This is a genomic window from Mucilaginibacter sp. A3364 (assembly GCF_059690715.1).
This window is the reverse complement of sequence record NZ_JCAWED010000002.1, coordinates 22,053-44,320: the sequence shown is the minus strand read 5'-3', so window position 1 is coordinate 44,320 and position 22,268 is coordinate 22,053. Positions and strand designations below refer to the sequence as shown.

Below are 22,268 nucleotides of genomic sequence, written 5' to 3'. Positions count from 1 at the left end.
ATATGGAACCCGAAGAATTGCTTAACCCGAACGGTAACGAACCGGCAAAGCCAGTGGCTGATAGTCCGCTGATAAGTTTGGAGCGTGATTTGAAATTATTTAGCGAGTCGATATTGGAAGTGGCGGTGGAGATCATGGTGGAAGGCTTGTCAAAGTATCCCATCTTCGTGGCGCATCAGCATGATGTGAAACTGGGCGAGGTAATATTGGACCGAGAGGAACTGAACACCGAATGGAGCATCCACGCTTCGATGCTGGAAGAATTTATAGATCGCGGCATTATTAAACCGGAGTTAAAGGAGCGTTTCATCACCTCGTACAAAGATCCGCGCGATTATATGTGCCTGTTTGTAATAGTGCCCGAAGGTGCCAACTTTGTATTTGTGCCGTATACCAAGTGATAGTATATTTACCGTAATAAAAACAGCTATGCCAGATCAGCCATTACTCATACTCAACCAGCAGCAAATTCAGCAGAAGATAGACCGTATTGCTTACCAGATATTGGAAGACAATTTTGACGAGCAGGAAATTGTTATTGCCGGTATGCTGCCCCGCGGCGGCTTCCTGGCCGAGCGATTGAAAAAAGTACTAGATGGGATAGCGCCTTTCAAAAGCACGCTGGTGACTATTGATCTGGACCGATTTAGCAGCACGCTTGATGCTAAGACAGATTTTGACATCAATATTTGTAATGACAAAGTGGTTATCCTGGTAGATGATGTGTTGAACAGCGGCAAATCACTGGCTTATGGCTTTGGTGTGTTTTTGAACGCGCCGCTGAAAAAACTGCGTACCGTAGTTTTGGTTGATCGTAACCATAAAAACTTTCCAATCAATACCGATTATTCGGGCATAGCGCTATCAACCATTATTAAACAGCATATTGATGTAGTGCTGAGCGAGACGGGTAATGAGGATGCGGTTTATTTGAGATAGTTACCCCTCCCGGCCTCCCCAAAGGGAGAGGGAGATAAATAAAAACAAGAAAGGCTAACCATTCGGTTAGCCTTTCCTATTTTAAGCTGTCAACTTTTTATACTTGATCCTTTTCGGTCCCACATCGCCTAAACGTTTTTTGCGGTTCTCTTCGTAATCAGTATAGTTACCTTCGAAGAAGTAAACCTGCGAATTACCCTCAAAAGCCAAAATATGCGTACAGATACGATCGAGGAACCAGCGATCGTGACTGATGATTACCGCGCAGCCGCCGAAGTTTTCCAGAGCTTCTTCAAGCGCGCGCAGGGTGTTTACGTCAATATCGTTGGTGGGCTCATCCAGCAGGAGTACGTTGCTGCCTTTTTTCAGGGTGATTGATAAGTGTACACGGTTACGCTCGCCGCCTGACAGTACGCCAACTTTCTTCTGCTGATCTGCACCGTTAAAGTTAAAGCGTGATACATAGGCACGCGAGTTTAACGGGCGGTTGCCCACCATAATGGTTTCTAAACCGCCGGTAACGTTTTCCCAAACAGATTTGTTGGGGTCAAGGTCATCATGCATTTGGTCAACATAGCCCAGGGCAACGGTTTCGCCAACACGGAAGGTACCAGCATCAGGAGTTTCCTGGCCGGTGATCAAACGGAACAATGTGGTTTTGCCGGCGCCGTTCGGCCCGATGATACCCACTATACCTGCAGGAGGTAAGCTGAAACTCAGGTTGTCAAACAATAACTTATCGCCGTAGCTTTTGCTCACGCCATTCGCCTCAATGACCACGTTACCCAAACGCGGACCCGGCGGAATGAATAGCTCCAGCTTTTCTTCGCGTTCCTTAGTTTCTTCGGAAGCTAATTTCTCGTAGTTGCCCAAACGTGCTTTTGATTTGGCGTGACGGCCTTTAGGGCCCATGCGTACCCATTCCAGCTCGCGCTCCAGGGTTTTCTGGCGTTTGGTTTCGCTTTTTTCTTCCTGGGCCAGGCGTTTGGCTTTTTGATCCAACCATGACGAGTAGTTTCCTTTCCATGGGATGCCTTCGCCACGGTCAAGTTCCAGTATCCAGCCGGCTACGTTATCAAGGAAGTAACGGTCGTGCGTTACGGCTATAACGGTGCCTTTGTATTGTTTTAAGTGTTGCTCCAACCAATCTATGGATTCAGCGTCTAAGTGGTTGGTAGGCTCATCCAATAGTAATACATCCGGTTCTTTCAGTAACAAACGACATAAAGCCACACGGCGGCGCTCGCCACCCGATAGTACCGAAATTTTGGTATCAGGCTCCGGGCAACGCAAGGCATCCATGGCGCGCTCTAGTTTGGTATCCAGTTCCCAGGCGTTTACGGCATCTATCTGGTCCTGCAATTCGCCTTGGCGGGCCATCAGCTTGTCCATTTTATCAGCATCGCTGTAGTACTCTTCCAGGCCAAATTTTTCGTTTATCTCTTCGTATTCTTTTAGCAGGGCGGTGGTTTCGGCTACGCCTTCTTCTACTATTTCGCGTACGGTTTTTTCAGGATCAAGTTCGGGCTCCTGGCTCAAGTAACCCACACTGTAACCCGGCGAAAATACCACCTCGCCAATATTGGTTTTATCAATACCGGCTATAATTTTTAACAGGGATGATTTACCCGAACCATTTAAACCTATAACGCCAATTTTAGCGCCATAAAAAAAGCTGAGGTAAATATTTTTTAATACCGTTTTTTGCGGGGGATAAACTTTGCTAACCCCGGCCATTGAAAATATGATCTTCTCGTCTGCCACGTGTTTATAATTATTGAATTACTGATCTGATGAATTATTGAATGTTTTTTGATAGGTAAATATCAGGCTGTAAATATAATGGTTTGTAGGTGTAGAGACACAATATTTTGTGTCTCTGTAAATTGCTATCGCATACAAAAAATTTAAATTCCTCGTTGTTTGTTGGTAATATTACAGCATGAAACATTATGGTTTGATAGGCTACCCGCTTTCGCACTCATTTTCGAAAAAGTTTTTTAGCAACAAGTTTGCGCAGGAAGCTATTACCGACAGTGTGTACGACCTGTATCCGTTGGAACATATTAAAGACCTGCAGGACCTGCTTGATGCCAACCCCAAACTATGCGGATTGAATGTTACCGTTCCGCATAAAAAAAATGTGTTGAAATACCTGGATTGGATTGAGCATGATGCACGCAAGGCAGGTGCCGTAAACTGTATCCGTATTATAAAGGAAAGCCCTGTGCTGGCCGCGTTTTCGGGCGAGGTTGGGGTGCAGGATCATGATTTCAGGCTGGAAGGGTATAATACCGATCTGTATGGTTTTGAAATGTCGTTAAGGCCATTGATCAAAGAACATCATCATAAAGCTTTGGTACTGGGCGACGGCGGCGCGGCGCAGGCTGTGAAGTGTACATTGGAAAACCTGGATATACCTTATACTGTGGTTACCCGCAAAGCGCATCCCGGTAATTTGTTGTTTAGCGAATTAAAGCCGCATCATATCCGTGATCACCAGGTTATTATTAATACCACCCCGCTGGGCACCGCGCCAAAAATCGACGAGTGTCCGGATATACCTTACGAGGCTATTACCGATGATCATTTACTGTACGACCTGGTTTACAACCCAGAGCAAACCTTGTTCCTGAAAAAAGGTGCCGACCAGGGCGCCGCCACCAAAAACGGTTATGAAATGCTGGTGCTGCAAGCCGAAAAATCATGGGAGATATGGACATCAACCCAAAACCATCCATGAAAATAGCATTTGCTTTATTTGCGGCTATATTATTTTTAGCAGCCTGCGGAGGCAGCGAAGCCGATTATTCACCTAAGCCACGTGGGTATTTCCGGATCGAGTTTCCGAAGAAGGAATACACGCAATACACGTCAAATTATCCGTTCACGTTTACCTACCCTAAGTATGCCACTATAGTGGTTGATACGCAGACACGGGTTGCGCCTAAGCTGCATAACATGAACCATTTGTTAAACATGCAGTTTTACCAGTTTAACAGCACATTGCACCTGAGCTATGAAACCATAACCTCAAAAGCGGTGTTTAATGAATTGATTGAAGATGCGCATCGTTTCGCTTTTAAAAATACAGTGAAGGCAACGGGCATAGTACAAAACTCTATCAGCAACCCTAAGGAAAAAATTTACGGTATTTATTATACTATTGATGGCAACACGGCATCGTCTGTACAGTTTTTTGTTACCGATAGCGTGAAGCACTACCTGCGCGGAGCGCTTTACTTTAACAACGAACCACGCCTTGACTCGATACAGCCTGTACTTAATTTTTTAAAGCAGGATATTGATGTAATGATAAAAAGTTTTAGATGGAAGAAGTAAGGCAACCATTATTTACCATACGCAATACCATTATCTACTATTGCATCTGGGCGATAATATTAATTGTTGTAAACTCTTCAGACGAGTTTAGAAGCGGTCCGTGTACGCCTAACTTTGATATACTGGCGCCTTTTCTGTTTATGCTGATCACGCTTTTTCTTTTTTTTCGTAGTGCGTTTATCACTTTTGTCAGACACAAACCCTACCGTTTAACGTTTTATATACACCTCGCCGTTATTCTGTTATTAATGGCATGGGCAATAATTGGCAGTATAATATCATAACATGGCATCTGTAAAAATATTTCCTAATAACCCTTTCGAAGAAAACACCTATGTCCTATACGATGAGACAGGCGAATGCGCCATCATCGACCCCGGCATGTATACCGCTACCGAGCAGAATGTGGTGGTAAATTTTATTAAGGAAAGTAACCTGAAGCCCGTGTTGTTGTTAAACACGCATTGCCATATTGACCATGTGCTGGGTAATAAATTTGTGTTTGATCAGTATGGTTTAAAGCCTCAATTCCATAAAGGCGAAATGGATGTGCTGGAAGCCGTAATTGCCTACGCGCCCCAATTTGGCCTGCGCTATGAACCATCCATATTGCCCGAGGAGTTTTTGGACGAAACGGGTGAAGTGAAATTTGGTAACACCAAGCTAAGCTTAATTTACGCTCCCGGCCATTCGCCGGCACATTTGTGTTATTATGATGAGCAGGCGGGTTTTGTTATAGGGGGCGATGTACTGTTCAGGCGCAGTATCGGTCGTACTGATCTGCCCGGCGGGAATCATGCTTTGCTGTTAAAAAATATAGAGGAAAAGTTGTTTACCCTACCCGATAACGTAACCGTTTATCCCGGCCACGGTCCTGAAACTACCATTGGCTATGAAAAGGTGAATAACCCTTTTTTAACGTAGTAATGTGTACGTTTGACGTTATATGTTTTACGTATCTTTAAACAGTTCCAAAAAAACGTATAACGTAATACGTATAACGTAAAACCAATAACCAAGCTACCATTGAACACCTCCATCTACATAGCCAAAAGGTATCTTTTCTCAAAAAAGAAAACGCATGCCATCAATATCATATCGGGCATATCTATGATAGGGGTGATGATAGGCAGCGCGGCGCTGATCATCATTTTGTCGGCTTTTAACGGGTTAGAGAATCTGATTCTTTCCCTATACAGCAACTTCACACCCGAAATTAAAATAGAGGCCCGGATGGGTAAAACCTTCGATCCGCAGGCACCTTATTTTAAGGAATTGCGTAAGGATTCGGCCCTGTTTTCGTTTACCGAAGTGCTGGAAGAAAAGGCCCTGATACAATATGGCGGCAAACCTATGATAGCCACAGTGAAAGGGGTTAGCAACGACTTTTTGAAGAACAAAAACCTGGATAGTACCATACAGGAAGGTACTTTTACACTTACGGCCGGTAGCAGGCAATTTGCCGTGGTTGGCGCGGTTATACAAAATACACTGGGCATTAATGTGCATGATGAAGTTACCCCCATGCAGATAAACTCACCCAAGCACACAACGGGCATATCTGTAAACCCGATGGATGAGTTTACCACTCAAATTATATATCCATCAGGTGTGTTTAGCATACAGCGGGATTTTGATGATTTTGTAGTGGTGCCGTTGTCATTCGCCCGCGATTTGCTGGAGGTGCCCAACAACGTATCTTCTATTGAGTTGAAGTATAAAAAAGGTACTAATATTGACGACGTTCAGGAAAGGATCGTCGAAAAATTAGGAAAAGAGTTTTACGTAAAAAACCGGCAGGAACAGGATGTGGAGTTGTATAAAACGCTCAACTTCGAACGTTGGTCCATCTTCATGATATTAACCTTTGTGGTAATAGTGGCTGTATTTAATATTGTAGGCACCTTAACCATGCTGGTAATTGATAAACGCAAGGACATAGCGGTACTAACCAGCCTGGGTGCCGATAAGCAGTTGATACAGGGAATTTTCTTTTTTGAAGGCATGATGATAGCCATGACAGGCTGCTTAATTGGCTTGGCTTTGGGTTTGGTATTTTGTATATTGCAGCAACACTACGGCTTTATCAAAATAGGCGACCAGGTAACGGTTGTTGATGCCTACCCTATAGCTATACAACTGCGCAACTGTATAGAGGTGCTTTTAACCGTTGGCATTATATCGCTAATAGCATCGGGTGTAAGTGCAAGGCTAAGTGTTAAAGGTTTGGATGATATTAAACAGGATCTGTAAATCGTACATCACATGCGTAAGGCAATTACCTATTTGGTTATCGGGCTTGTGGCTTTAACTGTAGCCTGCAAAAGCAAAACTAAAAAAGCCGGGCAACAGGATGCTGCCGTGCCTGCCACAACCGAAGCACAGTTTAAAGGTTTGTACAGCTTGGGGCCTGATATCCGCTCGTTTAAAGATTGCAGTACCGGTAAGGATTATTGGGTGGCTGATAGCACCAAACAACTGGAGCTTAAATATTGGGAACTGGTTACGGCCGAAAATCATGATCAGCCGGTGTATATTGAGGTGGATGGCGAGATCAAACCATCAAATTTTGAGGATGCCGACGACGCTTATCCTAATACCCTGGTTGTACGTAAATTAATCATCATCACCAAAGATATCCCCGAAGGGAAATGCAAGTAAGCAGCCTTTTTGCTTATGTTTGCCTGCGAAAATAAAAACTCATTTGCCTGTTTGGCGTTAATTAAATTATTATGGAATCAAAGCGTCAACAAAAATTTGCCGGAGTAATACAAGAGGACCTTGCCGCTATCTTTCAGCGCGAAGGGATGAATTATTTACCAAACACTTTGGTTACCATTACCAAAGTGCGTGTTACGCCCGACCTGGCCATTGCACGGGTATTTTTAAGTTTTTTTAATAATAAAGATTCGGCACAGGCGCTGCATACCGTAAAGTCCCACGCGTCCGAGATCAGGTATAAACTGGGCAGCCGTATTAAAGACCAGGTGCGTGTAATACCGCAACTGGAATTTTTTGTGGACGATACCAGCGAGTATGTTGACCGTATGGATAAGATATTTGAAAAAATACACCGCGACGAAAGCCAGCAAAGCAGCGAATAAAATTATGAACAATACAGCCCAACTGGAAGCTTACGTTAAAGCAAACCCGCAGGCTATTGGCAAAGTAATTGATTTTGAGGCCGGTGTCCACCGGCTTCTGCATTTTGATTTTACGGCAGCTAATGCCGAGCTAAGCGCCGATACCATCAATAATACCGAAACGTTTAGCCATTGGATAAGCCAAAAGCTAAAACTTGCAGGTGCTGATTATGGCATTGGCGGCTACATGGAACATCGTACCATTTACACCCGCAGCGCTTTGTTTGATACCGAGGCAGAACCACGCCGTTTACATCTAGGTGTGGATATATGGGCCGGTGCCGGTACGTCGGTTTACGCGCCTATGGACGCCACTGTGCATAGCTTTAATAACAACAATAATTACGGCGACTACGGCCCCACCATCATTTTAAAACACAACCTGGACGGTTTGATAATACATAGCTTGTACGGCCATTTAAGCGTGAGCAGTTTGGAAGGGCTTTTTGCCGGGCAACGTTTAGCTAAAGATCAAAAAATTGGTGAGTTTGGTAGTTCTGACGAGAACGGACATTGGCCGCCGCATCTGCACTTTCAGCTGATGTTTGATATGGAAGGAAAGCTGGGAGATTATCCGGGTGTGGCACGTTTCTCGGAAAAAGAAAAGTACCTGGCCAATATGCCTGATCCTGCTTTGATTTTGAAATTTTAATATATACCCTAATATGTTTAAATCAGTTTACAAAATCTCGTTACTTGCGATTTTGAGTATTGTAATGTTTAGCTGCAAAAAAGCAAAGGTGCCCGATATTCCTTTGCATGTATTGGTGCTGGGTAATAGTATAACTTACTCGCCCGCTAACCCCGGCATAGGTTGGAATGGCAACTGGGGTATGGCAGCCAGCGCAGCTAATAAAGATTTTGTGCATTTACTGGAAGCCCGGTTAAAGGCGGTTAACAGTTCGCATACGCTAACATTTAAAAACATTGCGGCTTTCGAAGGGGAATTTGATAACTATAACCTTGATCAAAATCTAAAAACTTACCGCGACGCAAAACCCGGCCTCATCATACTCCGTATAGGAGAGAACGTTACCCGCACGGCTGATTCGGTAATGTTCAGGCAGAAATATAAAGCTTTGATAGATTACTTTAAAACGGACAATCCATCGGTAAGAATATTAGCCGTAGGTTCGGTATGGCCGCAGCGCGAGATGGCCGAAAAGGTAATGCAGTCGTATTCCAGCTACAGAAGCTTAGCTTTTATGAATGCTGATCTTACAAACTTCGCCTTCGGCATGTTTACTGATCCGGGCGTACAGGCGCACCCTTCAGACAAAGGCATGCAAGCCATAAGCGCTGCCATTTGGGACGCGCTGCTAAGCCCGTTATAACACTATAAATAGCTTAACCACCATTGTTTGTGCGTTTGTTTGTAACCCATAAACCATCTGGCGGGGAAATAAAGTATAGTAACCATTAGCAGCCACCACAGGTACATTACCGGCAAACTGAAAGATATCATTTGGCCGCCTCCAAACAAATTGCCTATCAGCACCGCACTATAATGTATCAGGTAAATATGCAGGATGTAGTAAAACAACGGTACCCTGCCAAATACCACAAAAATATTCGTCAGTTTATTACCGCGGCCTTCCAGTAAAGCTAATATGATCATGGCCGGGCCAAGGGTTATCAGCAAATAATCTAACGATGGTGGGTATTTTGATACGTTGATGAATGACAATATGGTTCGGTGCAGGGCCGGTTGTGTTGCCCACGTTGCGGCATCGCCATACATATTAAAAAACCTGATGACGATGAACACCGCTATCGCCGACAGACCCAATGCAATTAAAATGTTTTTTCGCTTCGCGGAATCTAACAAATACAGCGAGCCAAAAGCATAACCGGTTGCCATTACGCCAATCCAGGGGATAAGCGGATACATCACAAAAATTTGTTCCTTACCCCAAAGCGGCACCAACCCGGGCACGTGCAGCAGGGTCCAGAATGATTGGCCGGTAGTTGTAAATTTTGACGAATCGACCCCATCCAATAAATTATGCCCGAAAATAAGCAGCAAACCAATACCTGCAATGGCTGGCAGCGGCAGGTAAATGAGCAGTCCCAGTATCATCATACTTACGCCAATTGCCCATATCACCTGTAAAAAATGTCCTCCGCCCCATGCCCATGATATTACGGTAAGCTCCAGCACAATAAGCCACAACCCGCGAGACAGCAAAAACCGCGAAGCCTGCCCTTTGGTTTTCCCCCGGCTAAGCGAGAGGAAAGCACCTGTGCCTGCCAAAAACACGAAGGTGGCAGCGCAGTAATGAGTAATAAAGCGGGTTAAAAATAACGCGGTAGATGCCCGGCTAAGGTCGGTGGGTTGGTAGTCGGTAAACAAGTAAAAATCGCGCGTATGGTCAAGCGCCATAATTACCATAACAATACCACGTAATATGTCTATAGAGTCAATTCGTTTTTTTTGCGGGGCCGATAGGGTATTAGTCATTGTGCAATGGTTGGTGATGCAACTTACCTATAATCAGTTGTTTGGCAAAATAAAAAAAGCGATGGTGTTGGCCATCGCTTTTCTGGTATCATTATGTAAATTAATTCGCTTTCGAAAACTCAAAAGGCACAATAACCTTAAAGCTAATGTTACGGCCCATATTAAATATACCACGTTGTACATTGGCCGGTACCTCGTCGTTATCAAAATATTTCAAACGGCTCATGTTTGATTGGTAGTTGATGTTGGCCAGGTTAGTGCCTTCAATAAATAGTTTCAATACAGTGTTGCCTTTTGCATTAACCACATTGCCGCCAATGCCCGCACTGATAAGGTTATAGCCCGCCGTATAGGTTTCGGTGCCGTAGGCCGCGAAGAAACGATCCTGCGCACTGTAATGATCTAAGCCAACAAAAGCATACACGCTTCTGAAATTAGCGAAACCTTTGCTGAATTGTCCGCGCAACTCACTATGTAAATGCAATGGCGGGATAAATGGCAGATATTTAAGGCTATCGGCAACAGAGCCGCCGGTGCCTTTGTTGGTGCCGTAGGTTAATGACAGCGCGTTTTGAAAGTGCAGCCACGATATAGGGTGAATATCCAAACTGGCTTCGCCACCACTAATACGGGCCTTGCTTTGTACGTAGGTAAATTCGTTATAGCCCTGGTTAAGTACCGGCGTGCCATCTGCCGCTAAAACCTGCTGCTGAAAAATGTAGTTATCGATATTATTGTTAAACACTTCTATACTGGCCGATACATTTGGCAGCGTAATAAAAGCGCCAAAATCCATCTGTGTACTAAACTCGGGTTTAAAGTTAGGGTTACCTACGTGATAGATCTGCGAACCCGGATCGGGGCCGTTGGCAGATAATTCGGCAATACTTGGCGCGCGGAAACCACGGGCAATATTAGCCTTGAATAACAGCGCTTCGCTGGCGTTGTAGGTAGCACCAAAACTTCCGGAAAAGCCTGAGAAGGTTTTATTAAGCGGATCGAATTGTTTTTCAACGCCGGGGGTAGTGGTTGGGTTTGGTCCGGTATATTCTGCAGGGTATTTACCGTTGTTATCTACATAAGCAGTTTTGCCATTGAATGAACGATTATCAAACCTTGCACCTGCCGAAACATCAAACTTGCCATAGGTTTTTTTCACGATAGCAAAAGGCCCTACATCAAACTGGTGGTAGGCCGGTATCGGGAAATCGGTAGCGCCGCCAATGCTGTTGTTTTGAAACTGGCCGTTTACACCGAAGGTAGTTTCGTAGCCGTCGCCAAAATTTTTGTTGTATTTAACATCGTAGGTATAGGTAGCCAGGTGCAGGTTTAAGCCCGGAATGTGTGCATCCTCGGGGTGCGTATATTCGCGGCGGTGGCTTAATTGGTAACCCAGGTTAACTAACAGGTTATCATTACCAATATTAAAGTTGCTATTACTGTAAATGCGATAAAGTTGTACGCGCTGATGTAATGCGGGTACGTTGTATGAGTTCAGTTCATTGTCGGGCACAATATCGCGTGTCAGGTCGTCCTCGGTAACCTGTTTAGTAAAGCGACGGGTAACATCATCACGACTACCATCGGGTATGGCCTGCTTGTTATCATATAACGACGCGTTTATATAAGTGTAGCCCCAATTTTTGTTCAGGCCTAACATTAAGCGGGCATCACGCTCTTTAAAGCTGGTGTTGTACACACGGCCATCATGCGGGTTCTGGTAGTTTTTGGCGTCTTTGCCTGATAGGATCGTTCCCCAAACAAAGCCATTGTTATTGCCCTGCAAACGCAATGATCCGTTTACTAAACCGGCGTTGGTGCCGTATACACCTTGCACAGCCCCGTTAATCACACCATCAGGCACCGGCGATGGCGAAATTAAGTTTACCACACCGCCAATAGCGTCCGATCCGTAGGATAAACTTGCCGGGCCCTTGATGATCTCTACACGGTCTATCGAGTTTTGATCAACCTCAATACCATGCTCATCACCCCATTGTTGTCCTTCCTGGCGGATACCATCCATCAAAGTAATTACACGATTGTAGCCCAAACCATGAATAAATGGTTTTGATACGTTCGGCCCGGTGGTAACTGCGCTGATGCCCGGCAGGTTGGCTATCTGGTCGATAACGTTGCCTGCTGCGGCGCGTTGTTCAAGGTAGTTTTTGCCTACCGCCACCATGGGCACCGGGTTACGTTTTAACTCGGTAGCGCGGCTTACACCTGTGATCACTATCTCGCCGGCCTCGATAGCCGAAGTTTGCAATTGCACAGACAAAGTTTGTGTTTTAGAGAAATCTATTTTTTGATTGTAGGTGGAATAGCCTAAAATGCTGACCTGTACAAGATAAGTGCCGTTAGGTACGCGGTTAATAGTAAAACGACCGTTCACATCGGTAGTAGTACCTAACTTTAGATCGGGGATGCTAACCACGGCGCCGATGATGGGTGAGCCGTCTTTTTTATCGGTTACGGTACCGGTAAATGCGCCGGCAACAGGTTCGGCAATGGTGGCCGCTTTTAGTATGGTAGTATTGGCTGCTATAAAATAAAACAGGCCAATTAAGATGATCTTAATTTTCATTTGTTGTTGTTTTGTTAGATCGATCGCACCCATAGGGTTATCAATTGAGCTAAAAAGAATAAGAGAGTTTAATGATTAGTTTAAAAACTATGTAGCATGGCGTAATTAAACATCCGCGCAGCACAAAGCTTTAAGCAAAATTGTTAGACAACAACAGCCGGGGGTGCACGCCCTGCCGAGAGGATGAGGGCAATACTTACAAAATCATAATTATAAACTTTATAAAAATGATTTGTAACAATTTTGGGGTTATAAGAAATTGGGGTATTAATAATGGCATCTGTGTGGTGCATAGCATCGCAGATACCGCATTTTTCTTGTACTACAGGTTTGCTTTGGTCTTTGGCAAGTGCGCTTACTTCGTGTCCATTGCCGGTATTTAATTTATGCTGGTGAGCATAAATAGTGTACTGCCCCGCTATAAAGCAGAACAATAACAGCCATGAGCAAAAAATAATCAATCTGTTTTTTTTCAAAACCAAGCGCCGGTTTTTGTCCCGACAGGTCAAAAGTAATTATAAAAACAGTTAAAAGCAATAATGTTGCAAAACGATAGTGTTAAACAATAGTAAACTCAACATCATCCGCGTATATTTGCGGGATATGACACCGGCAGAGATCAATATTAAGTGGAAAGAATTACAAGCGCGCATAGCCGAGGATTTTGACAGCGATACGCCCGATACCAAGGTGATGCTGTTTTTAATTGGCGTGCAGGAATTGGGTAAAGGCGCACAAAAGTTTAGCAAGCGCCAAAAAGAAGAGCTGATGCATATTGCCACCTGCAAGCTGTTTAGCCTGATGGGTTTTTACGAACTGGAGGGTCAGGATCAGGATGGCTGGCCGCATTGGAAACTGGTAAAAACCATCCCTAACTATACCCTGCTTGAGCAGGAAATGGTGTTAAAAACCTTGATCATTGAGTATTTTGAGGAAGCGTTGAGCTAAATGAATATTTTGCTAAATTACCGTATGAAATTACGCTTAACCCTATTATTCCTTTTCATCGCGTTTAGCGCATTCGCCAAAAAGCCGAACAGCTATGTGCGTATACACACCGCTTACGGCGATTGCATCATTCGCTTGTATAACGAAACCCCGCTACACCGCGATAACTTTATCAAACTAACCAAAAAGGGCTTTTATAATGGCACGCTGTTTCATAGGGTGATACAAAACTTTATGATACAGGGCGGCGACCCCGACTCAAAAGACACCACCAAAAATAAACCCGGCGCCGCGTTGGGAGAGGGTGATGTAAAATACACTATACCCGCGGAATTTAGAGACAGCTTGTTCCACAAACGAGGTGTGTTAGCTGCCGCGAGGGATAATAATCCCGCAAAAGCTTCAAGCGGCAGTCAGTTTTATATTGTAGAAGGTAAACGCTTTACAGATGAGGACCTGGATAAGTTGATACAAGCAAGATTGAACGGCAGACAAATTCCGGCATCGCAACGAGCCTATTATAAATCGGTAGGAGGCGTGCCCCATTTAGATCAAAATTATACCGTTTACGGCGAAGTAGTAACCGGCATTGATATGGTTGACCGCATAGCCGCTGTTAAAAAAGATGCAAAAGACAGGCCGACTGAAAATGTAGTCATGACGGTATCGCTGCTAAAGAAAAGAGAGTGCAGAAGGATGGATAAATTGCTGGGCCTGCGTAAATAAATAACGAACACCGAACACCGAACACTGAATATCGAATGTCGAAGTATCACTTCAATATTCGACATTCAGTGTTCGATATTAATAACCAATGAAAATTATCACCTATAACGTAAATGGCATCAGATCGGCCATTAATAAAAACTTTTTAGCATGGCTGCAGGCCACCGATGCAGACGTTGTTTGTATGCAGGAAATTAAAGCTACCCCCGATGTGCTAACCGACCTGCACCTGGTTGAAGCTTTAGGCTACCAGCACTACTGGTTCCCGGCCGAAAAGAAGGGCTACAGCGGTACAGCTGTTTTAACCAAACGCACCCCAAATCATATTGAATATGGCTGTGGTATTCCCGATTTTGACAGGGAGGGCCGAAACATCCGCGTGGATTTTGATGAGGTATCGGTTATGAGCGTTTACTTTCCATCAGGTTCAAGCGGCGACGAGCGGCAGGTTTTTAAATTCAGGTTTTTGGATGAGTTTGGTAAATACCTTACGCTGTTAAAAGTTACGCACCCTAAACTTGTTATCTGCGGTGATTACAATATCTGCCATCGCCCGATAGATATCCACAACCCAAAATCAAACGCCAATTCATCCGGCTTTTTGCCCGAGGAGCGCGAGTGGATGGAGAACTTTATCGAGTCGGGTTTTATAGATACCTTCCGCCACATGAACAAGGAGCCGCACAATTATACGTGGTGGAGCTTTCGTGCCAATGCCCGCGCCAAAAACCTGGGCTGGCGTATTGATTATACCATGGCGAGTAAAGAACTGGAGAACAATATTAAACGCGCGGCGATATTGCCCGAGGCAAGGCACTCAGATCATTGCCCGGTGCTGTTGGAGTTGGAGTTTTAGTTTCGGAGATGTACGTAGAGACGCAATATTTTGCGTCTCTGTTTGTTTTGTTATAAGATGAAAATAGGCTGGATAATTTTTTCATTCGTATTAATATCGGGCACCGCCGGTAATAATCAGCCTATTCCGCCAGCCGCGCAAAAACTGATCAAATGCTATCCCGGCTATGTAACTAGCTTCGCCGATAATCACCTTATCCTAAAAAACGGCACTAAACTATTATGGGATGACGGCATCGTCAATAAAACCGATCAGCAAAAACTAGACAAACCGGATCTGGAAGATATGTTTACGGAAACGTATCCCCCTGGAAAATCAGCCGCGCCAAACAAAAACGCCGATCCCGGCAGGATAAGAAATGAAGCTTTTTTTAAGCAGATCTATGGCGAGAGCAAAGCGGCTGTAGAAAAAAACTTAACCACCATAACCTGGTGTCCAAAGCTAGTGGGCCAGAAAGTTACCGTCACAAAAATCAACGGGGTTGATAAGCAACTGATCCAAATATCCAGGGAACTGGATGAACATCCCGAACTCAAAAAATATCTTACCCAAATAGGCGGCACCTTTAACTGGCGCAAAATTGCCGGCACCAACAGGCTCAGCACACACAGTTTTGGCATGACGGTAGATATCAACACCAAATATTCCGACTACTGGCAGTGGACATGCAAATGCACCAATGAAAACGCTACAATAAATTACACCAACCGCATACCACAAGTTATAGTTGATACGTTTGAGAAGCATGGCTTTATTTGGGGCGGAAAATGGTACCATTATGATACCATGCACTTTGAGTACAGGCCTGAGTTGTTGTAACTAGATTTTAGCCCCGTAGGGGCTACCTGTTTATAGACAAAGAAATTTTAAATATTAGACTCCGTAGGAGTCGCCTGATAAACGGCTAGTTCAAAGAGGCACCTACGGAGCCAATTAATTGCTCTTGTAAGCTATAAACAGGATGCTCCTACGGAGCGTTTTTAAGTCCTATATTTACTACTAAACCTTTGACCTATGCGCATTCTATTTACTTTGATACTGTTTTTTAGCTATGCTACCATACCCACTACCGATACGGTACTAACCCGTTTTAAAACCCCATCAGGCTACACGCAGAAACCGGTAGAAGCCGGAAGTTTTAGCGCCTGGCTGCAAAACCTGCCACTAAAGCCAGCGGGCACACCTGCTAAAACCTATAAGGGCGATGTTGCCCACACCGATAAATATACCGGTGCCGTAATTGACATGAGCGTAGGCACGCAGGACCTGCAACAATGTGCCGATGCCGTAATGCGCCTTCGCGCCGAATATCTTTATCAAAAGAAAGACTATAAAAACATCAGCTTTAATTTTGTAAGCGGCTTTAAATGCGATTATGTGCACTATGCCGATGGCTACCGTTACCAAAACAACAAATGGGTGTTAACGGCTAAAAAAGATTATGGCTACCCGGCGTTTTTGCGCTATATGAATTTGGTATTTAGCTATGCCAGTACCTTATCGTTAGAAAAAGAACTAAAACCGGTAGCTGTTCCCGATGATATTAAAACCGGGGACGTATTTATAAAGGGCGGTTCGCCGGGGCACTGTTTTATGGTGATGAACGTGGTGGAGGATGCCAATCATAAAAAGCAGTTTTTATTGGCTCAAAGCTTTATGCCTGCGCAAAATATACAGGTGCTGCAAAGTGGTTCGGCTTGGTTTAGTATGGATAGGCCGGCCAATATTTTTTATGGCGATTTGGTGAACGCGAAATATTTGAGGCGGTTTTAATCGAGGGTGTCACCCTGAGCACCGTCGAAGGGTGAGCGCAGAGGCCTTTGCCCGCATGCTTCGAGAGCCTCAGCATGACACCCTACGCACAGTTGTCTTGATTCCTGGCTCTTGATTCTTGACTCTTATTCTATCCATTCGCTTACTATTTTCGCCGAGAGCAAACACAGGGGAATTCCGCCGCCGGGATGCACACTGCCTCCACAGAAATACAGATTTTTAATTTTTGACGAACGATTGGCGTGCCGTAAAAATGCCGCGAACTTGCTGTTTGAACTGGTGCCATAAATAGATCCCTGATAAGATGAGGTTTTGCTTTCAATGCTTCGCGGATCGAGAATGCTTTCTGTTACGATAAGTTGGCTGATGTCTTCACCCAGCAAGGCAGATAATTTTTTGATGATATTTTGACGGGCTTCCGCTATCAGCGTATCCCAATCCTGCTCGCTGTTGGCAGGTACATTGATCATCGTAAACCAGTTTTCGCAACCATTGGGTGCGTCGTCAGGCTTTAATTTAGAGCTGATGTTGAGATAAACCGTAGGATCATGGTAAATGGTTTTTTGTTGCCAGATGTGATCGGACTCTGCTTTATAATCGGCGCTAAAAAATATGTTATGCAGATCTAATTGCGGGAAATGCTTTTTTATCCCCCAATAAAATATCAATGCCGAACTGCTGCGTTCCTGCTGCAATATTTTGGTGGGTTTTAGTTGGGGATGCGCTTTTAATAAACGATTGTAGGTGAACCATACGTCCATATTGGATATCACCGCATCCGCCAGCATGTGTTGCCCGGTAACTTTTATTCCGGTAGCTTTTTTATCAGCCATCGCGATCTCATCCACCCGCGAATTAAAGTGAAACTGCACACCCAGATCCTTTGCCAAAGCCACCAAACTATTTGTTATGCTGATCATTCCACCTTCTGGAAAATAAGCGCCGTAATGCTGTTCCAGATGCGGAATGACGTTTAGCGTTGCCGGGGCTTCGTACGGGTTTGATCCGTTGTACGTAGCATATCTATCAAAAAACTGCACGGTACGTGCATTTTTAAAAAAGCTTTGGTTTGCCTGGTGCATCGTGCGGGCGGTATCCATGCGTGGAAGGCCAAGCAGCGACTTCAAACTATCGCACCTTAAATAAGTAGATAAGCGATGCATGGATCTCTCCAGGAAAACGGGATTGCTAAGATTATAGATCCGCTTGCTATTAGTTACCTGTTTTTTTATCGCTGCCGCGGATTCGCCTAGTTTGGTTTTTAGTTCGTTGACGAATTGCTCTTCATCAGCGTAAGCAGAAACCGTATTGCCATCAGCATAAAAATAATTGCAGACTATGGGCAGGCGCTGATACTTGAAATATTGGGAAGGATCTTTACCGGCCAACTTAAAAAGCTCATCAACATACTGCGGCATGGTAAGCAGACTGGGCCCGGCATCAAAACGGAAACCATTCTGCGCTATTTCGGTTAGTTTACCGCCGGCGTAGCCGTTGGCCTCAAAAACTTCAACCACATAACCTTTAACCGCTAAACGGATGGCAGTAGCTATACCGGCTATACCGGCACCTATAATAATGGCTTTTTGGGGCATGGGGTAAAGGTACGTATATTACCTTTTTGTCATTCTGAACATAGCGAAGAATCTTGTAAGCGCGATAGCTATGCCGTAGAAGATTTTTCGCTATGCTCAAGAAAGTAGTTCTTCGCTATGCTCAGAATGACAAGTTTTGTTACGCGTGAACCCCCTCTGCAATTTCCTCAATCACTTTATTGTTAAAAGCCGGCAAATCACTCGGCCGGCGACTGGTTACCAGGCCATTGTCAACCACTACTTCCTGGTCTATCCAATGAGCGCCGGCATTTTTCAGGTCGGTTTGCAGGGATGGGTAGGAGGTGAGGTTACGGCCGCCAATCAGGCCTGTTTCAATTAAAGTTTGCGCGCCGTGGCAAATAGCAGCCACGGGTTTGCCTTCATCTAAAAATGCAGACACAAAAGCAATGGCTTCTTTATTCTGGCGCAGTTTGTCAGGGTTCATTACGCCGCCGGGTAGCAGCAAGGCGTCATAATCGTCAGGACTAACTTCGCTTAGTTCTTTGTCAACGTCAACGTCAATTCCCCATTTGTCCTTGGCCCAGGCACGTACTTTGCCGCTGTGCGGGGCTATTACGTCGACCGTTGCACCAACGGCCTCCAACGCGCCTTTGGGGCTGGTTAGTTCAATTTGTTCAAAACCGTCTTCGGTAAGCAGGGCTACCTTTTTCTTGCTTAATACTCCCATGGTTAGTTTGCTTTAATTTTAGATTATAAAAATTAACCTTTACTAATATTAATTACAGGTGGGACTAAGGATGGTTTTGAAAAATGTTAAACAAAAAAGGGATAACCAACCGGTTATCCCTTTTTAATCTTATAATTCTTCCTTTAGGAGGCTAGGGGGTTACGCCTCTACAGCTTCGCCAACTAATTTATTAGCTACTAAGTACTCGGCAATTTGCACAGCGTTGGTAGCGGCACCTTTACGCAGGTTATCGCTCACAATCCAGCAATTTAACGTATTTGCCTGGCTCTCGTCACGACGGATACGGCCTACAAAAACCTCATCCTTATCATGCGCGTCAAGCGGCATTGGGTATTTCAGGTTAGCAATGTCATCGGTAACTACAACGCCCGGCGCTTTAGCTAACAATGCTTTTACTTCTTCTACCTCAAAATCGTTCTCAAACTCAATATTTACTGATTCTGAGTGGCCACCCATAACCGGGATACGAACCGTAGTAGCGGTAACACGGATGCTGTCGTCGCCCATAATTTTGTTGGTTTCTTTAACCATTTTCATTTCCTCTTTGGTGTAGCCGTTTTCGGTGAACACGTCAATCTGAGGTAAAACGTTCAAGTCAATTTTATATGGGTATGCCATAGGGCCTTCAATACCTGCGCGCTCGTTAAATAACTGCTCAACAGCTTTAACGCCTGTACCGGTAACCGATTGGTAGGTTGAAACTACCACCCTTTTAATTTTGTATTTATCGTGCAGTGGTTTTAATGCCACTACCATTTGTATAGTTGAGCAATTTGGGTTGGCAATGATCTTGTCGTCAACAGTTAAAACGTCGGCATTAACCTCGGGTACAACCAGTTTTTTGGTTGGGTCCATACGCCAGGCTGATGAATTGTCAACAACAGTAGTACCGGCTTCGGCAAATAACGGAGCCTGCGCCAATGATGTGCTACCACCTGCTGAAAATAAAGCAATAGCGGGCTTCTGTTTTATCGCATCCTCAACAGAAATAACCTTAATAGCCTTACCCTTAAAAGTGATCTCTTTACCAACACTTTTCTCTGATGCGACTAATAATAATTCTGAAATGGGGAAGTTGCGTTCTTCAAGAACCTGCAACATTTTGGTGCCTACTAATCCCGTAGCACCTACAACTGCGATTTTCATGTTTTTAATTTAAACTACCTCACGGCAGTTCGTTTGTTAAATGTTAATTAATAATATATTACTTAAATCACAAATATCGCTTTTTTTTGCTAAGGTGCCGCACGCTAATGTAAAACGGGCTTCAAAATTTTTTATTCAGCGCAGCGAAATCGATTTCATTTCAATCAAATTTTTACCTTTGCCTCACATTAACTGCAATTGTATGAGCGAAAAGATCTTTGTGATCGGTTCGAATGGCCAAATTGGCACCGAACTGGTCATGACCCTGCGTAATATTCATGGTGCCGAGCAAGTAATTGGGTCGGACATACACGCTATTGAAGGGCACACTGTTAGCGCTACCGGTCCGTTTGAGTTGGTGAACGTAATGGACAAAGATCTGCTTAAACAGCAGTTTGAAAAACACCAACCTACCCAGGTTTATTTGCTGGCCGCGATGCTATCCGCCACCGGCGAAAAATTCCCCAAAAAAGCCTGGGATCTCAACATGCAGGGCCTGCTAAATGTTCTTGACCTGGCTGTCGAATTTAAAACTGCTAAAGTTTTTTGGCCAAGTTCAATCGCTGTGTTTGGTCCGCATTCGCCACAGCATGATACACCTCAGTTTTGTACCATGGATCCAAACACGGTCTACGGTTTCAGCAAACTGGCCGGCGAACGTTGGTGCGAATACTACTACCTTAAACATGGCCTGGATGTACGCAGCATACGCTACCCCGGCCTGATCGGTTGGCGCTCTGAACCGGGCGGTGGTACTACCGATTATGCTGTGAACATATTCCACGAAGCTTTGGCGCATGGTAAGTACGAAAGTTTCCTGTCGGAAAATACCGCTTTGCCAATGATGTATATGGATGATGCTATTCGCGCTACTATACAGTTAATGGATGCGCCGGCCTACCAGATCAGCATCCGGTCATCATACAATTTGGCAGGTATTAGCTTTACCCCGGCGCAATTAGGTGTCGAAATTAAAAAGCACTTGCCTGATTTTGAATTGACCTATGCAGCATTTGATCCTCGCCAGGCCATTGCCGATAGCTGGCCAAAATCTATCGATGATAGCTATGCTCAAAAAGATTGGAGCTGGAATATTCAATATGATCTGCCGGCTATGGTAGAGGATATGCTGAAGAATCTGAAAAAGTAAGTACCTATTGATATACCACCTGACTCAAATGCTAAAGATATCGCGATAGCATGCTGGAAAAGGTATGCCTCAATACTCGCTCAAAACCAACATAAACATTATATTTGTCTCCACAAATCCATGGACTATTGGCCATGGACTATCGACTAATAAAACTATGGGAAGAGCATTCGAATTCCGTAAAGAAAGAAAATTTAAGCGCTGGGCCAAAATGGCCGTGCAGTTTACCCGTTTGGGTAAAGAGATAGTAATGGCTGTTAAAGCCGGTGGTGGCGACCCAACTACCAACTCGCGCCTGCGTACCGCGGTGCAAAATGCCAAGCATGTAAACATGCCTAAGGATAGGGTTGAGGCTGCTATTAAACGTGCTACCAACCGTGATGAAAAAGACTACGAAGAGTTGGTGTACGAAGGTTATGCCGCACATGGTGTAGCTGTACTGGTTGAAACCGCGACAGATAATACTAACCGTACCGTTGCTAACGTACGTAGCTACTTTACTAAATATAACGGCGCGCTGGGTAAAACCGGTTCATTAGATTTTATTTTTACCCGTAAGGCCGTATTTACCTTTGACCCGGGCGACCGTGATCTGGAAGAACTGGAGTTTGAACTAATCGATGCCGGTTTAGAGGATCTGTTTGTGGAGGCTGATGAAGAAGGAAAAGATATTGCTGTAATACATACCGCGTTTGAGGATTTTGGTAAAATGCAAAAAGCTTTAGAGGAAATTGGCATCGAACCCAAATCTGCTAAGCTGGAGCGTATCGGCCAATCGTTTAAAGAGGTTACCGAAGAACAAGCTGTTGATGTACTGAAACTAATAGATCGTTTGGAAGAGGACGACGACGTGCAGGCGGTATATCATAATATGGCTGAGTAATTTTGATTTC

24 protein-coding genes are annotated in these 22,268 nt (G+C 44.5%); 17 read left to right on the top strand and 7 right to left on the bottom strand.

All coding sequences use genetic code 11. The features are described from left to right. Positions 1–2: 2 nt before the first annotated feature. Both AC59JT_RS12825 and AC59JT_RS12820 read left to right on the top strand, forming a co-directional pair. On the top strand, positions 3–401 hold the full coding sequence (locus AC59JT_RS12825) for a hypothetical protein (RefSeq protein WP_497399473.1): 399 nt from the start codon (positions 3–5) through the stop codon (positions 399–401). Positions 402–429: 28 nt separating this feature from the next. Then, complete coding sequence (locus tag AC59JT_RS12820) at positions 430–939, top strand: phosphoribosyltransferase family protein (protein WP_497399471.1); 510 nt, start codon at positions 430–432, stop codon at positions 937–939. Positions 940–1,020: 81 nt separating this feature from the next. Here AC59JT_RS12820 and ettA read toward each other — a convergent pair whose 3' ends face one another. Continuing rightward, positions 1,021–2,703 (bottom strand): energy-dependent translational throttle protein EttA, encoded by a 1,683-nt coding sequence (ettA, locus tag AC59JT_RS12815; protein ID WP_497399469.1) that lies wholly within the window; start codon positions 2,701–2,703, stop codon positions 1,021–1,023. A gap of 178 nt (positions 2,704–2,881) precedes the next feature. Between ettA and AC59JT_RS12810 the strand changes: the two genes are divergently transcribed. The 8 genes from AC59JT_RS12810 (at position 2,882) to AC59JT_RS12775 (ending at position 8,758) form a co-directional block, all read left to right on the top strand. Continuing rightward, on the top strand, positions 2,882–3,682 hold the full coding sequence (locus tag AC59JT_RS12810; protein ID WP_497399467.1) for a shikimate dehydrogenase family protein: 801 nt from the start codon (positions 2,882–2,884) through the stop codon (positions 3,680–3,682). Beyond that, positions 3,679–4,281, top strand: a complete 603-nt coding sequence (gene gldD, locus AC59JT_RS12805; protein WP_497399465.1) for a gliding motility lipoprotein GldD — start codon at positions 3,679–3,681, stop codon at positions 4,279–4,281. Before AC59JT_RS12810 ends, gldD begins: the two co-directional genes overlap by 4 nt. A 285-nt stretch (positions 4,282–4,566) precedes the next feature. Then, positions 4,567–5,205, top strand: a complete 639-nt coding sequence (locus AC59JT_RS12800; RefSeq protein WP_497399463.1) for an MBL fold metallo-hydrolase — start codon at positions 4,567–4,569, stop codon at positions 5,203–5,205. Between the two features lie 102 nt (positions 5,206–5,307). Continuing rightward, entirely contained in the window at positions 5,308–6,534 is a 1,227-nt protein-coding gene (locus AC59JT_RS12795) for an ABC transporter permease (RefSeq protein WP_497399461.1), read from the top strand. 12 nt (positions 6,535–6,546) lie between these two features. Beyond that, positions 6,547–6,942, top strand: coding sequence for a hypothetical protein (locus AC59JT_RS12790; RefSeq protein ID WP_497399459.1), 396 nt, complete (start codon positions 6,547–6,549; stop codon positions 6,940–6,942). 71 nt (positions 6,943–7,013) lie between these two features. Beyond that, the gene (rbfA, locus tag AC59JT_RS12785) at positions 7,014–7,385 is read left to right on the top strand and encodes a 30S ribosome-binding factor RbfA (protein ID WP_497399457.1); all 372 of its coding nucleotides are present in this window, start codon (positions 7,014–7,016) and stop codon (positions 7,383–7,385) included. Between the two features lie 4 nt (positions 7,386–7,389). Next, on the top strand, positions 7,390–8,076 hold the full coding sequence (locus AC59JT_RS12780) for a peptidoglycan DD-metalloendopeptidase family protein (RefSeq protein WP_497399455.1): 687 nt from the start codon (positions 7,390–7,392) through the stop codon (positions 8,074–8,076). 64 nt (positions 8,077–8,140) lie between these two features. Continuing rightward, on the top strand, positions 8,141–8,758 hold the full coding sequence (locus tag AC59JT_RS12775) for an SGNH/GDSL hydrolase family protein (protein ID WP_497399453.1): 618 nt from the start codon (positions 8,141–8,143) through the stop codon (positions 8,756–8,758). 2 nt (positions 8,759–8,760) lie between these two features. Here AC59JT_RS12775 and AC59JT_RS12770 read toward each other — a convergent pair whose 3' ends face one another. The 3 genes from AC59JT_RS12770 to AC59JT_RS12760 form a co-directional block, all read right to left on the bottom strand. Beyond that, the gene (locus AC59JT_RS12770; RefSeq protein ID WP_497399451.1) at positions 8,761–9,885 is read right to left on the bottom strand and encodes an acetyltransferase domain-containing protein; all 1,125 of its coding nucleotides are present in this window, start codon (positions 9,883–9,885) and stop codon (positions 8,761–8,763) included. A 100-nt stretch (positions 9,886–9,985) separates the two neighbouring features. Beyond that, entirely contained in the window at positions 9,986–12,472 is a 2,487-nt protein-coding gene (locus AC59JT_RS12765; protein ID WP_497399449.1) for a TonB-dependent receptor, read from the bottom strand. A 143-nt stretch (positions 12,473–12,615) separates the two neighbouring features. Next, positions 12,616–12,948: a hypothetical protein gene (locus AC59JT_RS12760; protein ID WP_497399447.1), complete on the bottom strand. Its 333-nt coding sequence runs from the start codon at positions 12,946–12,948 to the stop codon at positions 12,616–12,618. Positions 12,949–13,075: 127 nt separating this feature from the next. On the opposite strand from AC59JT_RS12760, the gene AC59JT_RS12755 reads away from it, so the two are divergent. From AC59JT_RS12755 to AC59JT_RS12735, 5 genes are all read left to right on the top strand, one after another. After that, positions 13,076–13,420 carry a hypothetical protein gene (locus AC59JT_RS12755; RefSeq protein ID WP_497401661.1) on the top strand — a complete coding sequence of 115 codons (345 nt, stop codon included), beginning with the start codon at positions 13,076–13,078 and terminating at the stop codon, positions 13,418–13,420. A 24-nt stretch (positions 13,421–13,444) separates the two neighbouring features. Continuing rightward, a complete protein-coding gene (locus AC59JT_RS12750; RefSeq protein ID WP_497399445.1) occupies positions 13,445–14,146 on the top strand; it encodes a peptidylprolyl isomerase in 702 nt (233 codons plus the stop codon). A gap of 88 nt (positions 14,147–14,234) precedes the next feature. Beyond that, on the top strand, positions 14,235–15,002 hold the full coding sequence (locus AC59JT_RS12745; RefSeq protein WP_497399443.1) for an exodeoxyribonuclease III: 768 nt from the start codon (positions 14,235–14,237) through the stop codon (positions 15,000–15,002). Between the two features lie 57 nt (positions 15,003–15,059). Continuing rightward, positions 15,060–15,821 carry a M15 family metallopeptidase gene (locus AC59JT_RS12740; RefSeq protein ID WP_497399441.1) on the top strand — a complete coding sequence of 254 codons (762 nt, stop codon included), beginning with the start codon at positions 15,060–15,062 and terminating at the stop codon, positions 15,819–15,821. A gap of 195 nt (positions 15,822–16,016) precedes the next feature. After that, positions 16,017–16,775, top strand: a complete 759-nt coding sequence (locus AC59JT_RS12735; RefSeq protein ID WP_497399439.1) for a DUF4846 domain-containing protein — start codon at positions 16,017–16,019, stop codon at positions 16,773–16,775. A gap of 125 nt (positions 16,776–16,900) precedes the next feature. On the opposite strand, the gene crtD is transcribed toward AC59JT_RS12735, so the two are convergent. The 3 genes from crtD to AC59JT_RS12720 all read right to left on the bottom strand — a co-directional run bounded on the left by crtD (position 16,901) and on the right by AC59JT_RS12720 (position 20,225). Beyond that, positions 16,901–18,370 (bottom strand): 1-hydroxycarotenoid 3,4-desaturase CrtD, encoded by a 1,470-nt coding sequence (gene crtD, locus AC59JT_RS12730; RefSeq protein ID WP_497399438.1) that lies wholly within the window; start codon positions 18,368–18,370, stop codon positions 16,901–16,903. Between the two features lie 139 nt (positions 18,371–18,509). Continuing rightward, positions 18,510–19,058 carry a type 1 glutamine amidotransferase domain-containing protein gene (locus tag AC59JT_RS12725; RefSeq protein WP_497399436.1) on the bottom strand — a complete coding sequence of 183 codons (549 nt, stop codon included), beginning with the start codon at positions 19,056–19,058 and terminating at the stop codon, positions 18,510–18,512. Between the two features lie 159 nt (positions 19,059–19,217). Next, positions 19,218–20,225, bottom strand: a complete 1,008-nt coding sequence (locus AC59JT_RS12720) for an aspartate-semialdehyde dehydrogenase (protein WP_497399434.1) — start codon at positions 20,223–20,225, stop codon at positions 19,218–19,220. A 202-nt stretch (positions 20,226–20,427) separates the two neighbouring features. Here AC59JT_RS12720 and AC59JT_RS12715 point away from each other — a divergent pair, with 202 nt between their 5' ends. Further along, complete coding sequence (locus AC59JT_RS12715) at positions 20,428–21,375, top strand: NAD-dependent epimerase/dehydratase family protein (RefSeq protein WP_497399432.1); 948 nt, start codon at positions 20,428–20,430, stop codon at positions 21,373–21,375. 157 nt (positions 21,376–21,532) lie between these two features. Beyond that, positions 21,533–22,258 (top strand): YebC/PmpR family DNA-binding transcriptional regulator, encoded by a 726-nt coding sequence (locus AC59JT_RS12710; protein ID WP_497399430.1) that lies wholly within the window; start codon positions 21,533–21,535, stop codon positions 22,256–22,258. Positions 22,259–22,268 lie beyond the last annotated feature (10 nt).

Bases quoted from the DNA above. Each gene is read 5' to 3' on its own strand.
- AC59JT_RS12825 (WP_497399473.1), top strand. From the start codon at position 3: ATGGAACCCGAAGAATTGCTTAACCCGAACGGTAACGAACCGGCAAAG.
- AC59JT_RS12820 (WP_497399471.1), top strand. From the start codon at position 430: ATGCCAGATCAGCCATTACTCATACTCAACCAGCAGCAAATTCAGCAG.
- AC59JT_RS12810 (WP_497399467.1), top strand. From the start codon at position 2,882: ATGAAACATTATGGTTTGATAGGCTACCCGCTTTCGCACTCATTTTCG.
- gldD (WP_497399465.1), top strand. From the start codon at position 3,679: ATGAAAATAGCATTTGCTTTATTTGCGGCTATATTATTTTTAGCAGCC.
- AC59JT_RS12800 (WP_497399463.1), top strand. From the start codon at position 4,567: ATGGCATCTGTAAAAATATTTCCTAATAACCCTTTCGAAGAAAACACC.
- AC59JT_RS12790 (WP_497399459.1), top strand. From the start codon at position 6,547: ATGCGTAAGGCAATTACCTATTTGGTTATCGGGCTTGTGGCTTTAACT.
- rbfA (WP_497399457.1), top strand. From the start codon at position 7,014: ATGGAATCAAAGCGTCAACAAAAATTTGCCGGAGTAATACAAGAGGAC.
- AC59JT_RS12780 (WP_497399455.1), top strand. From the start codon at position 7,390: ATGAACAATACAGCCCAACTGGAAGCTTACGTTAAAGCAAACCCGCAG.
- AC59JT_RS12775 (WP_497399453.1), top strand. From the start codon at position 8,141: ATGTTTAGCTGCAAAAAAGCAAAGGTGCCCGATATTCCTTTGCATGTA.
- AC59JT_RS12770 (WP_497399451.1), bottom strand. From the start codon at position 9,885: ATGACTAATACCCTATCGGCCCCGCAAAAAAAACGAATTGACTCTATA.
- AC59JT_RS12765 (WP_497399449.1), bottom strand. From the start codon at position 12,472: ATGAAAATTAAGATCATCTTAATTGGCCTGTTTTATTTTATAGCAGCC.
- AC59JT_RS12755 (WP_497401661.1), top strand. From the start codon at position 13,076: ATGACACCGGCAGAGATCAATATTAAGTGGAAAGAATTACAAGCGCGC.
- AC59JT_RS12750 (WP_497399445.1), top strand. From the start codon at position 13,445: ATGAAATTACGCTTAACCCTATTATTCCTTTTCATCGCGTTTAGCGCA.
- AC59JT_RS12745 (WP_497399443.1), top strand. From the start codon at position 14,235: ATGAAAATTATCACCTATAACGTAAATGGCATCAGATCGGCCATTAAT.
- AC59JT_RS12740 (WP_497399441.1), top strand. From the start codon at position 15,060: ATGAAAATAGGCTGGATAATTTTTTCATTCGTATTAATATCGGGCACC.
- AC59JT_RS12735 (WP_497399439.1), top strand. From the start codon at position 16,017: ATGCGCATTCTATTTACTTTGATACTGTTTTTTAGCTATGCTACCATA.
- crtD (WP_497399438.1), bottom strand. From the start codon at position 18,370: ATGCCCCAAAAAGCCATTATTATAGGTGCCGGTATAGCCGGTATAGCT.
- AC59JT_RS12725 (WP_497399436.1), bottom strand. From the start codon at position 19,058: ATGGGAGTATTAAGCAAGAAAAAGGTAGCCCTGCTTACCGAAGACGGT.
- AC59JT_RS12720 (WP_497399434.1), bottom strand. From the start codon at position 20,225: ATGAAAATCGCAGTTGTAGGTGCTACGGGATTAGTAGGCACCAAAATG.
- AC59JT_RS12715 (WP_497399432.1), top strand. From the start codon at position 20,428: ATGAGCGAAAAGATCTTTGTGATCGGTTCGAATGGCCAAATTGGCACC.
- AC59JT_RS12710 (WP_497399430.1), top strand. From the start codon at position 21,533: ATGGGAAGAGCATTCGAATTCCGTAAAGAAAGAAAATTTAAGCGCTGG.